The sequence below is a fragment of the Nocardia sp. NPDC051750 genome, from assembly GCF_044453135.1.
Taxonomy (GTDB): domain Bacteria; phylum Actinomycetota; class Actinomycetes; order Mycobacteriales; family Mycobacteriaceae; genus Nocardia.
Genome location: NZ_JBITCK010000004.1, coordinates 467,802 through 480,960, shown reverse-complemented (window position 1 = coordinate 480,960; position 13,159 = coordinate 467,802). Strand labels below are relative to the sequence as shown.

The window sequence follows — 13,159 nt, the reverse complement described above, 5'->3', positions numbered from 1 at the left end:
CAAACCGGCAGGCGAGGAGGAGCGTTGAACTCGAACAGAACCGAGCGAGGTCAATGGTTGGCCGAGCGTCTTCGACGCAAAGGCACAGACCCGACGGACCTGGCGCAGCGGCTAGGGGTACATCCGGCAATCATCAGTGCCTGGCTGGCCGGGCGGTCCGAGCCTCGACCGGATGTCGTAGCTCAGGTGGACAAGATTATGAGGAATGAAGGCGAGATCCTTCCGGTATCCGGCAACATCCTGACCGAGGCGAGCGCACCGGAAATTACGTGGTATCACCGTCCAGGACACAGAGACGGTGGCCGGGAGTTCGGCAATGCCGCGGCTTTCGCCTTCGAGGCCGATCTGGAGATCCTGGCCCGCGAGGCGACTCAGAACAGCTTGGACGAGCGGATCAAGAATGACGAGCCGGTTCGAGTCCGTTACACCCTTCATGAGCTGACCGGCGCCACGCTCGACCGATTCCGCACTGCCCTCCGCTGGGACGACCTCCTCCCGCACTACAGAGCAGCCGCCGCACAAGACCAGAAGGTCGGACGCATCATCGGCTCGGGACTGCGTGACATGATGGGTGAGCGCGACCGTCTGGTCTTGCTGCGCATAGATGACTACAACGCGGCAGGCCTGACCGGCGACGACTACGGTGATGGGCGCTTCGCCGCCGTAGTCCGGCGCCAACTCGAGAGCCGCAAGGCGGATTCGTCCGCGGGCGGATCGTACGGGCTGGGCAAGGCTACGCTCTGGGGCACCAGCAGGCTCGGGCTCGTTCTCATCAACTCCACACTTTCCGAACCGCATGAGGGACACACCCAACGACGGGTCATCGGACGGCTCGATCTTCCGTGGCGCGAAGTGGATGGAAAAGGCTTCGCGGGCCCGGGATGGCTGGGCACCCAGGATCCGGAGAAGGGGGATTCGAAGGTCGTCCGGTCGTGGTGGGCAACCGAAGACGCGGTAGAAGAGCTGCATCTGACGCGCGACGGTGATGAACCGGGCACATCCTTCTTGATCGTGGGGGCGCACGATGTGGCCAGTCTCGCTGCGGCGGGTCTGGAACTCGACGGTGACGCCGAGGATGACGAAGACAACCTGGAGCGTATGCACCGCAGACTGGTACAGGCGCTCGGTCGCAATTTTTGGGCGGCCATGACGGCGGGGACCGATCAGCCGCCTCTGTTGGAGACATCCGTGCGAACCTTGCGCAACGGCACAGAAGTCCTCGCGGAAGAGCGCGTCGAACCGCATGTACACCAACCCGCCCGGACCCGCGCGCTGGAAGCGTTTATCAACGGCACCACAGTGGATCGGCTCGTCGAGGCGGGCCAAGTGGCACAGACCACTGTCGCCCTGCGACTTCCCCATCGTGATGGCCGCGCCGGCACCGCCGGTGAGCACCGGGCTGTCCTGCTCGTCACCGACGCCACCGATGCCGACGGCAAGATCAACCAGGTCACCGCGATGCGTGGCAACCGAATGACCGTCAAGACCAGCCGGGTCACCGACCTACCAATGGGCACGAATCCATTTCAGGCGGTTCTGCTCACCGGCCGCGCCGCAGGAGAAGATGCCCCGTTCGCCGACGACACAGAGATGTTTCTCCGTGCCGCCGAACCGCCCGAACACAATAAGTGGGGCCAGACAGAAGAGTTGCGCATGCGTTACTCTCCCTCGGCCCATCGCCGAATTGCTGCATTGACCACGGAAACGAATCGTGCTGTTCGCGAGCTGGTCGCCATACCGAAGGAGAAGCGCAACGGTACATCCAACGTGCGTAGCAGGCTAAAGATCTCCGGGAAGGCACCGGCCAAGACAAGGGGAAAGTCGACTCCCCCCGAATTGGCCGAGTTGGAAGCCGAGGTCGACGCCTCGGGCGCCTGGAAGGTTACTGCGGAAGTCAAAGTGCCCTCCGATGGCGAGGTATGGCGCATGTACCCCGTCGCAAAGCTCGAGGTCCGCTCCGGTTCACGCCCCGTGGTTCAGTGGGCCGAGCTCGTCCCTGTCCGAAACTGCGAGCTGAACGATGGCGCACTGGAATTCAAACCGAACTCTCGTCGAGCAACATTCCAGGGGACGACCGACGTATCCACGCATCCGGTGCGGGCCGGGCTGACCGGTCTCGTGGTGGAATTGCAGGAAAGCAAAGGGGGCGATCGATGAGAGTCTACCCATACCCGCGGCTCGCCGGTCCGGTTACGGCACGGGTCACGGCCGTCCGACTACGCGGACCCGGAGACGCTCGTGAACAGCTGGACACCAAGGCGTACTCGGTGATCGAACAAGTCGTCGCGCTCGGTCGGGCCGAACGTAACGACTGGCACACCGCTCGAATCGTCCTGACCGCGACCGTGCCCGATCGTGAAGTAGCGCGGACCAGCGACTGGACCGACATTGCGGTAGTCGCGGTTCTCGCCGAAGGGGCCACCAGCACGCGCACGGTAGCGCGACTGAGACCCGACGCATCCAGCAAGGAGTGGACGGGCGCGCTCGAATTCGAGCGCGATGACCACTTGGACCGAGCCTCGCTTTTCGTCCACGTGGTGGCGACCGTCAATGGCGTCGCAGGCCGGATCATCGGCTCCAGCGACCGGGAGTGGATCGTCGACCTGACCTCCGACAACCCGATCAGAGAACGTGAGATCGAAGTCAACACGGTGAGTTTCGCACGCAGCACCGAATGGCTCGCGAGCCTGCGTGACACGCCCTGGATTGTGGAGACCTCGGGCAATATGCCTGTCCTCCGCATGAACTCGGATTTCGACGGTCTGGTCGCACTGATCGAAGGTCAGGGCTCGAAGACAGAGCAGATGCTAGGGAGGATGCTGTTGGCCCAGGTATGCGCCGACGTTTGGACATCCGTATTCCACACTGCCATCGGCGATCTGGAGATCGAAGACGATGGGACTCCGCTGTTTCCACCCGACTGGCGAGGTGCGGTGCTGCGCGAGATGCTCCCGGACATCTTCCCCCGCCGGTCCATCCAGGATGCGCTGCGGGAGGTGCACACGCGGCGGGCCGGTCACGGAAACTGGGCAGACCTCCAACCGCGCATTCAGTATGCCGCCGCACGTCGAGCCGAGATTCCGACGACGCTCGCGGCTACCGTCCGTGGCATCGCAGAACTCGATCAGGAGATTCACCCATGACGGCGCGCCCCGAATACCTTCCGGAACGGCTGGCACTGCTATCCGACGCGCAAGCTGCCGAATTCCTCTCGACGGGACTACTCGAGGGGCAGGAAGACGTCAAGTCCATCGCGCTCAACAAGGTCGCGGACGAACTTCCGGTCAATGATCGACGCATGGAATCACGGCGCGTCCGTGAGTTGATCCACGATGCGATGAACAGGTTTCGCGACGAACGTCCCACCACCGCGGATGCCTGGCTGGCACCACGCCTGCACGAAACCCTTCGGCTAACCCGGCGGGAGGCGGCCGACAGGCGTTTCTGGAACTACATCGCTCTCGGGGTCGCGCCGGATTATGTTGTGTGGCGGCATATGTCCGAGCCGAAGTCGAACGTCCGGCGCAGTGGCGTTGCCCGCGACAGGTTCCTCGGACCCCACTTCAAGCAGACCTTCGCGCGGCTGTGGTGGGCGGCCGAACTGTTCCGCGACGGTCCCGACTATCAACCGGTCGTAATGGCGTGCAGCAACCAGGACATGCTCAACTCCGCTCTTCGTCTCGATATCATCGACCATCGTCCGACCGCGCTGGCGCTCGTCGAACTGATGACACGGGGAGCCGTGCGTACCGGCCGTGAAGTCAATGCCCTAACCACGGCTGTCAATGCCGCAGCGGCAACGCTCATGTACGACGTACTCGCTCCCGATGTGGATCGAGATGGTGAGGCACTTCGCGACTGGATTGCAGATGCAGAGCGAGCGTTGCCCTCACCGAGGAACGTCCTGCCCGAGGGGCCGGAGGAAGAACAAGCTCCGGCCGAGTCGGTCGAGACACTGGTCGGCCACTTTGCTGAGCTGTTCAACGAAGTTCCGGTCAGGGGGCGGAACCCTGTTCCGGGTGAATAACCTTGTGTGTCTTGGGAGGACACTGGCTTCGATCACCGCACCCGAGCCGCCGTAGTTCCTCGGATGTGCTCTGGGACACCGCTGGCCAGGTATTCGCCGCTGCGAGCTGCTCTGGAGCGGGCGCGCAGCCATGCAATGCCGCACTGAGTACGTGCATACCCAACAAAGGCGGAACGGCGTTACCGATCTGCTGCGCCTGGTCCTTTCCAGACCACGGGAAGTTGTGGGGAAAGGTCTGCAGAACTCCGGATTCCGGGAGCGTGAAACGGTCCCAACGCCCAGCGTCGTAATCTTCTCGACTCTTATAAATTCTGTTTCGCGAAACTTTGCCAGTGACCGTAAAAGCCGGTTCAGAAGATTGGCGTTCACCTCTGTTCGTCGAAATCCCACCGGAACCGTAATTTGAAACAACGAAAAACTTCAGGTCCTCGCCTGTTTGCAATCGGGATGTATCTACGGGCGAATCAGGCAGCTGGCCAGCAGATTCCAGGGCCTCTGCCATAGAAACCCAGTTTGTTGGGCTCCGAGGAACCGCAAAGTCGCTCAGCACTGGTTCGGGTTGCGAGGCACGGCGCTTGCGCCGAGTTACATCGAAGGCACTGTGTGTCCGCTCGATCCTTCCGATGGGTCCGCGTTCCACACGACGCGCTGCGAACACGGCCCGTGTCCGAGTTTGCGGTACCCCGAACTCCTCGGTCTTCAACTTCCAGGTCTCGGTTTCGTACTTGACGCCGGAGAGCCGCCCTTCACCACCGCGGAGCAACTCTGCATAGAGTTCCCAAAGCGGCATGACCTGAGGTACCTGCTCGAGGACGACCACCTCGTACGGATCGCGACCGTCGGTTTCGAGGGCTTTGATGATCCACCGTAGCGGCTCCAGGACCAGCGCGGTACGAGGGTCATCGAGATCACGCAGCTCTTTGTCGATCTGCGCCTCGTCTTCACCGTCGACGAGCCGCGACATGAACTTTTTCACGGTGTCCAGAGCCCGACGACCGGCTCCCTTCCCGGCGACGGAGAAGGACTGGCACGGTGGCCCCCCGGTTAGGATGTCCACCGACCTGGGGATCTCGTCGAAGCGGGTCTCGCGCATCGCGGTCACGTCCGCATGGATCGTCGGCAGCCCCGCCGCGTAGCGCGTCTCGCATGCATTCGAATCCAGCTCGATGCCGATGCTCTTATACCCCAGGAAGTGCGCCGCCACATCGAGTCCCCCCGGCCCCGCGAAAAGGTCCAGAACGCGAATGTCGCTCATGTGACTGAATCGTGCTCCCTGGTCGGTCATGGGCGTGAAGTCTAGCCGGCGACAACGCTTTTCGGTTCATTCAGGGCCGCCTGGATCGCAAGACCTAGCGCCTTACCCACCGGTGGTGGCGAAGCGTGCCCGACCTGCCTGTACCGTGCCGTCTTCTTGCCAGCGAATTTCCATTCTGGCGGAAACCCTTGGAGAAGCGCAGCCTGATCCACCGTGATTCTAACCATACCGCTGCGGCCTTGTTCGGGAGCCCAGATGAAGTCGGAGCCGGGCACTATATCAGCAAGGACACTCCCATCAACTCCGATACCTGCCCATGCCCTCCTCGAACCCGTTGGGCCGAGGTCCGCACCGCCTCGCCTCTCGGAGCCACCCACGAGAGTCGGTGCGACGCGATTTGCCTGGGCCGCCCATTGCTCGACTTGGGACCACCCTCGGGAAGCCATGGACGGACCCAGTGCGGCGCCGACCGACCGATGCTCCCGTATAGTTGGCGCCGGCGGACGGAACGCTTCGAAATACGGTTTCGCGAGAGCGACGAGCACACCCTGCTTGCGATCTTGCGGCACGCCGAAGTTGGCCGCATTCAGCACAAACCACATGAACCGATAACCTAAATGCTCAAGTTCCTCCCGAACGAATCTACGGATATCTTCGTATTCCCGTGCCGTTGCAAGGTTCGGAACATTTTCGAGCAGTAGAGCCTTCGGCTGGATTTCATGCATCAGGGATACGGTCGCCTTCACCAGGGACAGTTCGTCGTCAGATTTGGATCTAGACCCGCCCGCGTTCGATTTCACGCGCGGCAACCCCGCCGACAAGAGATCCACGTCCCGCAGGGTCGCCGAAGGGACATAGACTCGCAAATCGTCTTCGAGAACTTCCCATGTCGGCCGGTTCAAGCGAAGCGTGTCACACGCCACCCGCTTATTATCCAGGAGAAGCACCGGCTCGAATCCCGCCTGCTCCAACCCCAACGCCAGTCCTCCGGCGCCCGCACACACATCGATGAATCGTGGTCCGACCATCAGGCCCCGCCCTTCCTGACTCGTTCATCCCTTCCCTACATACTCTCATCTGCGATTCCCCTCATATCCTGGAGGCCGGACTCTAGAGCAGGGTTACGTCCTCAATCCGCGCACGAAGAACGGTCTCACTCTCGCCGGCTACGGAGCGGTCACGACGACTCTCGCATGAGCGATCACCACGCTGCCCGAATAACTGCGGCGATCACTGACCTGGGATCGCGGCAAGAGATCTTCGATCCTGCCCGCTTCACCGTCACCACCGGAGTCCAAGTCTTCTTCGGCGCCGAACAGCCCATGACAGTCCGGTCCTAACGAGATCACGAATAGGCGTCTGCGACAGTATTTTCCACAGGGCGCATACCTATCCCGATGGGATGCTGAAGAGATCGCAGCGATCGCTCATACTCTCAACACCCGAACACGCAAGACCCTCGGCTGGAGAACTGCCGAGGCTTTCAAGGAGCGTCTACAACCACCTGCTCGAATGCTGCGCACGGCGGATCAGCCCGGACTGCGGGTGATGATCCGGGCAGCCGGAACCGCGGCCGCGAGGTGCATGATGTCGTCGGGATCCGAAGTGATCACCAGGCCACCGCCATATTGAACGCACACCGCGACCACATGCGCATCGGCCAGATATCGGCTGCCCACCTTCGCGCTGTTGAGGATCGCGCCGACCTGGCGGGCGAGATCGAAATCGGTGGGCACCATCCGCACCGGTCGATGCGCTGCGCTGTCGCGTAGCGCGCGAGCAACCAGCGTTTCCACCTGCCGCGTGCGGGCGACGCCACGACACACCTCGGCGCAGACCACGGCCGGCACCAGGACCTCACCTCCGCGGCGGTACGCCTCCGAGAGAAGCGCCTGCACCCGTTTCGGCGGTTTCGGCTCACAGGCCGCGGAGAGCCCGGCGGAATCGAGGACTACCGGCAGCATCAGGCGATCTCGCGGCCGAATCCGATGCCCTCGAGCTCGTCGAAGGCGGCAGCCGCGTCACGTGCATCGTCGTCGCCGACCGGGCCGACAGCCTGCTCCCAGCCGTGGAGCAGATCACGAAGGGCGTCTCGACGCGCCATCCGATCCACGTGCTCTGCCAGGGCCGCATTGACAACGGCGGATAGGTGCGCGTCTCCCAGTTCACGCGCCTTCGCCAAGACCTCTTCGTCGATGGTCACCGTTATCTTACGTTTGGCCATACAACTACCTTACCCGTCGGGGCACGGTCCCATCCCGAGGCACTCGCACATGCTGGCTCCTATCGTCGATCACCGACCGAACCCGTGCGCGATACCGGCGGCGGCCTCCACCGCCCGGTCATGGCGGCGACCTTCGGCTGATACATCCGTAGGACCAGGAAGAACCGGTATGGCGGGCACGGTAACCAGGCGCTCTCGTCGGTGGGCGGTGCGGTACTCACTGTGATCACCGCCGGGCCATCGGAAGCGGCCGCATGTTCGGAGCCGGCGCCGCTTCCGACCGAGTACCGGGCGCGCGGCGCGTCGTAGAGCCGGCCGGTCTCGGCTTCGTAGAGGGTGATGCTCCAGAAGGCCTCGGCGGGCGGCGGGTCGGCGAGATCGATGCGGTAGGCGTGATCGCCGGCTCCGGTGAGCGGTTCGCCGGTGACGTCGACATAGGTGTTGTAGGAACAGTTTTCCTCGACGACATTCGCCGCGAGCCCGACGAAGTTCATTACGGCACGGGCCAGGAAGTTGTCGCCATGGGCGCCCTTGTCCAGGACTTGGGTCCAACCGGTGCCGACCGATTCGCCGAGCAGTGACCGCGACTGCGCCAGCAGTCCCAGCGCGTCGTCGAAGCCCGCTCGCATACCCTTGCGGCTCGATTCGTCCGGCTCGCCGGGGTTTCCGTCGGCGGCGCAAACGCCGAGCGCGCGAAATTGCCTGACATGCGCCGCGTCGCGGAGGGGCGTGCCGTTGATCCGCAACGAGGCGTCCAGGGCGCGAAAGAAGGCTTCGGGCGAGGTTTCGACCTGAGCCTGATCCAGCACGGGCCATGTTCTGTGGCGGTCGTCGTCGTGGTGGATGTGGACGGCGTTCTGGAGCCGGTGGACATTCGGCAGGTCGTCGGGCTCGAACACTTGAATACGCAACAGGATCCACATGAGCGGGGTGGCCACACGGAACAGGGTGCAGTCCGGTGGCACCGGGCCCGTCCAGTCGGTCGTGGCTATCAGGAAGCGGTTGTGGCCCGGGTGGGTGCGGGCGCTGATGTTGCTCGCATTGCTGTAGGCATCGAGGAAGTTCAGGGTGTAGTAGCGGTTGCCGAAGTCGGGGAGATCGAGCCGCACGGGCCCGTGGGTGAGATCGAGCCAGGCGTTGGAGTACAGGGTGTCGACGTTGGGCACACGGAATGCCTGATAGTCCGGACCGGCCGGCTCTCGACTGTGGGCGAACTCGTTCAATTGCCACAGGTCGTCGGCGCCGCTGGGTGCGCATTGGGCGCACATGCTTGCGTACTGGTAGACGCTCGGCAATCCGTAGACAACCGCTTGCAGAGTCAGCATGCGTGTCAGCAGCTCCCGGGCGCCGGAATCGTGCGGAACGATATCGGGCCGCGGTGAGGCGGTCAGTTGGTCTGCCGAACCGGGCTCATAGGTCCGCAGATCAGTTGACGGCTCGTTCTCGTCCCGACCGCTGTGCATCGGCTTCACACTCCTCGCTGTCGATCACCACCGTGCGCCCCATGGGCCCCGGAACGTGATTGACACCACTCTGCCATATCTGCTGAACTGATGTCAGTTCGACTCTAGAGAGTGAGATTGCGGTGGCGGGATTCAGACGAAGGCTTGCGGTGATCATCGGCGCCGCGCTTGTCGCGGCGGGATGCGGTGGCGGCGGCACGACCTCTTCGGTCGAGGGCAGCTGGGACGATGTGGTGGCCGCGGCGCGGGAGGAGGGCTCGGTGCTGCTGTATTCGAGCCAGAACCCGGCGATCCTGGAAAGCCTGAAGAAGGCGTGGAACGAGAAGTATCCGGATATCACGCTGGAATTCGTGCGCGGTACGGATGCCGATTTGATCCCGCGCGTGGAAACCGAGAACCGGACCGGCCGCGGAACCGCGGACGTACACGTCGTCACCGATACCTCGTGGATCGCGAACGCTGCCGAGTCGGGCAGCTACTCACAGGCGTTGCGCGGTCCCAACCGTGAACGACCGGAGTATCGACCCGACCGCAGCATCAAGAACGACCGCTTCTTCCTGGACGTCGCCGCCACATTCAGCTTGGGATGGAATACCGATGCGGTGCCCGGCGGGTTCGACGATCCGCGCGACATGCTGGATCCGAAGTACACCGGCAAGATCGGTGTGGTGAACCCGACCGGGATCGCCTCGTTCATCGATCTCTACGACTACTACCGAGAGAACTTCGGCGACGATTACGTCGACCGGCTCGCGGCACTGCAACCACGTATCTATCCCAGCGCCTTGGGAGTTGCGCAGGCACTGACATCCGGTGAGGTCGTCGCCTCACCCACGGTGCAGCCGATGGTTCAGGAGAAAGCCAAGGGCGCACCGGTGAACTGGGTGCTGCCGCAGCCGTCGTGGGGTGTGCCTTTCTATGGGCACATCACCGCGACCGCCCCGCATCCGAACGCAGCTCAGTTGCTCGCCGATTTCATGGTGGGCCCGGAAGCGCAGGCCGCACAGGCGATCGGCGTAGCCACCGCGCTGCCCGGTATCCCCGCCGCCACCGCCGACGCACACGACGTTCGTGTACCCGACCCCGCGAAGCTGACCCCGGAGTACGTGGACCGATCCTCGACAGAATGGCAGCAGCTGTTCCAGGGCTGACGGATTCGATCCCCCCGGAGCAGCCCGGCCCCGGTCAGCTGGATTCGCCGGTCGGCCGGACCTCGGCCGCACCACTCGACAGCACCAGCAGACAGAGAATTGCGAACAGTGCCACGAGCAGTGCCAGCAAGAGACCGCGCAGACCGGTCGACGAGCTCGAATACACCACGCCGTGCTCGTCCTCGGCCAACAGGTGACCGGCTGTCGCGGGTCGCGACCACCCGCTCAGCATGACCACCAGCGTCGGCGCGGTGGCCGCGATGAACAGGACGGCGACGAACCCCTGGCCCCATTCGGCCACCACCCGGGCGGCCGCCAATTCGAAGATCATCAGCGAACATCCGGTACGCCGCCACGCCAGGGCGGTGCGTTCGAGTTGCAGCCCTCCGTCGTTGAGCGCGATCGCCCCCTGTGGCCTGCGGGGACGACGCCACATGATCACAGCAGGACCGCCGCCAGTACCAGACCACTGGCGACGGCGAGTACCACAGCCAACGGTCCGGCCATGCTCGGCGCAGGCAACGGAGCGTCCTCACGCAAGCTCCGCTCGACCCGGGCCCAGCTCACCCAGGCGGCAACCGGCAGCACGATCGAGCAGACGATCAGCAGAGTCGAAGCCAGCACGCCGGGACCGGAACGGCCGCCGATCCCGAAGACCTGCAGCGCCACCCCGGCCGCCATCAACGCCACCGAGGTGCGTATCCAGGCCAGGTAGGTGCGCTCGTTCGCGAGGCTGAACCGGGCGTCCGGCTCGGCGCCGCGACCGTAGACCCGCGCGGGAAATCGCCGCCGGACGTTGTACTCCGCATCGGCCACCACGGCGTCTCCTCTCACCGACCCAGTACGACCGAAGGTTCGGCCCTCGGCTCACCAGATCAGTCTAATTGAAGTCAGTTCACTAAGATGGGTGACCTATGAACAGCCGGAAACAGCACCTCGAGCCGGACGAGATCGCGGGCCGAGCCGCGGATCTGCACATCTGGGGCTATCCCTACGTTTTCGCCCAGCGCCTGCGATTTCGCTTCACGCTGCCGCTCACCCCGGATGCTCCGCGGCCGGATACCTCGGCGGGCGCGGCGGTGAATCGCCTCGGCCACCAGCGAAGACTCTCGGATCCGACGCTCACGAGCGGGGTCGCCCCCAATGTGGACACGCTCTACTCGCTGGCATTCCTGGACCTCGCTTGCGGCGCCTTCCGGCTCCGGCTACCCGATTTCGAGGACCGGTATTACAGCATCCAGATCGGTGAGGCCGATTCCTCCACCGCGGCGATTCTCGGACAACGCACGCACGGCCCGCAAACGCCGGAGATCATGGTGCACCACCGCAGTCGTCCGGTGTCCGAAGGAGATTGCGTCACGACGATCGCGTGCCGGTCACGGTTCGTCATGGTGGCGATCCGGATACTCGTCGACCCCGGTCGCGGCGACGATCTCCGAACGGTCCACGAATTGCAGGATCGAATCGAACTCAGCGGACCGGGCACGCCGGCGGGCGCACCACCTCGTCGCCTCATCGAACGAGAACGGCGGGACGAAACCCATGACACGGCCGCATTTCTGGATTCGTTGAGCGCGGTACTCGCCGATACAGAGCCGACCGAGGTGCCGGATTGGGCCACTGACGCACTCGGCACCGTAATTAGGACCCTGGACGATCCGGCACTACGACGTTCGGCCGATCTGGGACTCGCGGAGGGGCTACGGGCAATCGAACAACATGTCGCCGCGCTCGGCCTCACAGTGAACGGGTGGTCGATCAACGATCGCGGCACCGACTTCGGTGGCGACCACCTGCTGCGCGCCGCCGTGGCTTATTCGCAGATCTATATCAACCCAGCCGAAGAAGCGCTGTACCCGGTGTGTGAACGCGACGACAACGGCAGGCCGCTGACCGGAACCCGCTGCTACACCGTCCGGTTCGAACGCGGGAACCGCCCGCCGGTCGACCAGTTCTGGTCGCTGACCGTCTACCACGCGGGCGGCCTGCTCTACGACAATGCGATCGACCGCTACGCGATCACCGATCGCACACCTGGACTACATGTGGGCGCCGACGGTTCCCTCACCATCCATCTGCAAACGCAGCGGCCCACCCGGCCGGGCGTCAACTGGCTACCGTGCCCGCCGGGCCCTTTCCGGCTCATGCTGCGTCTCTACGGTCCACGAAACCCGATGTGGGATCCCCCGCCTGTGAGGCCGCACCCCTTCGATGGGTGAGTCCGGCCGACAAGTATTCGCCGACCGGCTTCCACCGGTGTCCGGACCGCCGATCCGGAAGTCGGGTGAAGGCGAAGCCAGGGCTATTCGTCGATGACCTGGGTGCCGCCCGCGACCTTGTCGTGCCAGCCTTGTTTCGTCGGGCTGGAGCTGATCGTGAAGGCGATGGCGATCGCCGCGACGAACCACAGCAACCCGCCGATCCACGGGATCAGGTTCAGCAGCATGTAGAGGTTGCGGACCGCCGAGTCCTTGAGGCTGGGTTTCGGGGCATTGTCCGAGCCGTTGACGTGCAGCCCGAGCAGCTTCTTCCCGGGCGTCGAGCCCGAGGAGACTTCGAAGGCGATGAAGTAGAGCCAGCCGAAGGCTGCGCCCGGGAGGACGGACACCCAGTCGGGCAGGTCCGCGACCACCCCCAGCAACCAGAAGAAGACTGCGCCGATGATGCCGGCGAGGATCCAATCGATGAATCGGGCGCCCGCACGTTTACCGAGGCCGCCCGGTTTGATTCCCGTCGTCTGGCCGAACGTCGGGTCGGCCTGGCCGTACATCGGGTCGAAACCACCTGTGGTCATGACGCCTCCTTCGAAACAGGTTCATCCGGTCGGCGGGGCCCGTAGCGGAGGCGGAGGGATCGCATCATCATGCCTCCTGGCGAACGCTGCGGCTGGTTGCGTGTCAGGTGCTGCTCAGTGCATGTCGACTGTCAAGGATGGCACAGTGGCCGACGCCGTCGGGACACCTTCACTGATTCGTATCCTGCATGAGTCCTGGTAGAAGCCTCGGACCGGGCGGCGGACCCGTATCTGCCCGCTCTACG

The 13,159-nt window shown here is 63.9% G+C and carries 13 protein-coding genes and 2 pseudogenes; 7 read left to right on the top strand and 8 right to left on the bottom strand.

Going from position 1 to position 13,159, the window contains the following annotated elements; all coding sequences use genetic code 11:
* Positions 1-24: 24 nt before the first annotated feature.
* The 4 genes and pseudogenes from ACIA75_RS20640 to ACIA75_RS20625 form a co-directional block, all read left to right on the top strand.
* A pseudogene (locus ACIA75_RS20640) lies at positions 25-177 on the top strand (helix-turn-helix domain-containing protein); the annotation flags it as partial.
* Positions 178-186: 9 nt separating this feature from the next.
* Positions 187-2,157: a transcriptional regulator gene (locus ACIA75_RS20635; RefSeq protein WP_397106750.1), complete on the top strand. Its 1,971-nt coding sequence runs from the start codon at positions 187-189 to the stop codon at positions 2,155-2,157.
* 110 nt (positions 2,158-2,267) lie between these two features.
* On the top strand, positions 2,268-3,143 hold the full coding sequence (locus ACIA75_RS20630) for a hypothetical protein (RefSeq protein ID WP_397106256.1): 876 nt from the start codon (positions 2,268-2,270) through the stop codon (positions 3,141-3,143).
* Positions 3,140-4,027, top strand: a complete 888-nt coding sequence (locus tag ACIA75_RS20625) for a DUF6339 family protein (protein WP_397106254.1) — start codon at positions 3,140-3,142, stop codon at positions 4,025-4,027. Before ACIA75_RS20630 ends, ACIA75_RS20625 begins: the two co-directional genes overlap by 4 nt.
* Here ACIA75_RS20625 and ACIA75_RS20620 read toward each other — a convergent pair.
* Positions 3,996-5,312: a DNA cytosine methyltransferase gene (locus ACIA75_RS20620; RefSeq protein ID WP_397106252.1), complete on the bottom strand. Its 1,317-nt coding sequence runs from the start codon at positions 5,310-5,312 to the stop codon at positions 3,996-3,998. The genes ACIA75_RS20625 and ACIA75_RS20620 overlap by 32 nt on opposite strands.
* A gap of 11 nt (positions 5,313-5,323) precedes the next feature.
* On the bottom strand, positions 5,324-6,310 hold the full coding sequence (locus tag ACIA75_RS20615) for a DNA cytosine methyltransferase (protein WP_397106250.1): 987 nt from the start codon (positions 6,308-6,310) through the stop codon (positions 5,324-5,326).
* Positions 6,311-6,395: 85 nt separating this feature from the next.
* On the opposite strand from ACIA75_RS20615, the pseudogene ACIA75_RS20610 reads away from it, so the two are divergent.
* Positions 6,396-6,779 (top strand): annotated as a pseudogene (locus ACIA75_RS20610) (transposase); the annotation flags it as partial.
* A gap of 32 nt (positions 6,780-6,811) precedes the next feature.
* Here ACIA75_RS20610 and ACIA75_RS20605 read toward each other — a convergent pair.
* The 3 genes from ACIA75_RS20605 to ACIA75_RS20595 are packed head-to-tail and all read right to left on the bottom strand — an operon-like array spanning position 6,812 to position 8,969.
* Entirely contained in the window at positions 6,812-7,246 is a 435-nt protein-coding gene (locus tag ACIA75_RS20605) for a type II toxin-antitoxin system VapC family toxin (RefSeq protein WP_397106248.1), read from the bottom strand.
* Positions 7,246-7,506 carry a type II toxin-antitoxin system CcdA family antitoxin gene (locus ACIA75_RS20600; RefSeq protein WP_397106246.1) on the bottom strand — a complete coding sequence of 87 codons (261 nt, stop codon included), beginning with the start codon at positions 7,504-7,506 and terminating at the stop codon, positions 7,246-7,248. The genes ACIA75_RS20605 and ACIA75_RS20600 overlap by 1 nt, the downstream gene beginning before the upstream one ends.
* Before the next feature lie 59 nt (positions 7,507-7,565).
* Positions 7,566-8,969 carry a DUF1254 domain-containing protein gene (locus tag ACIA75_RS20595; protein WP_397106244.1) on the bottom strand — a complete coding sequence of 468 codons (1,404 nt, stop codon included), beginning with the start codon at positions 8,967-8,969 and terminating at the stop codon, positions 7,566-7,568.
* Between the two features lie 122 nt (positions 8,970-9,091).
* On the opposite strand from ACIA75_RS20595, the gene ACIA75_RS20590 reads away from it, so the two are divergent.
* Positions 9,092-10,120: an ABC transporter substrate-binding protein gene (locus ACIA75_RS20590; protein WP_397106242.1), complete on the top strand. Its 1,029-nt coding sequence runs from the start codon at positions 9,092-9,094 to the stop codon at positions 10,118-10,120.
* Positions 10,121-10,154: 34 nt separating this feature from the next.
* On the opposite strand, the gene ACIA75_RS20585 is transcribed toward ACIA75_RS20590, so the two are convergent.
* Positions 10,155-10,556 (bottom strand): DUF202 domain-containing protein, encoded by a 402-nt coding sequence (locus ACIA75_RS20585; RefSeq protein WP_397106240.1) that lies wholly within the window; start codon positions 10,554-10,556, stop codon positions 10,155-10,157.
* A 2-nt stretch (positions 10,557-10,558) separates the two neighbouring features.
* Positions 10,559-10,939 (bottom strand): YidH family protein, encoded by a 381-nt coding sequence (locus ACIA75_RS20580; protein ID WP_397106238.1) that lies wholly within the window; start codon positions 10,937-10,939, stop codon positions 10,559-10,561.
* Positions 10,940-11,034: 95 nt separating this feature from the next.
* On the opposite strand from ACIA75_RS20580, the gene ACIA75_RS20575 reads away from it, so the two are divergent.
* Complete coding sequence (locus tag ACIA75_RS20575) at positions 11,035-12,339, top strand: DUF1254 domain-containing protein (protein WP_397106236.1); 1,305 nt, start codon at positions 11,035-11,037, stop codon at positions 12,337-12,339.
* Positions 12,340-12,422: 83 nt separating this feature from the next.
* Here the strand turns inward: ACIA75_RS20575 and ACIA75_RS20570 are convergent, their stop codons facing one another.
* Positions 12,423-12,914 (bottom strand): RDD family protein, encoded by a 492-nt coding sequence (locus tag ACIA75_RS20570; RefSeq protein ID WP_397106234.1) that lies wholly within the window; start codon positions 12,912-12,914, stop codon positions 12,423-12,425.
* Between the last annotated feature and the right edge of the window lie 245 nt (positions 12,915-13,159).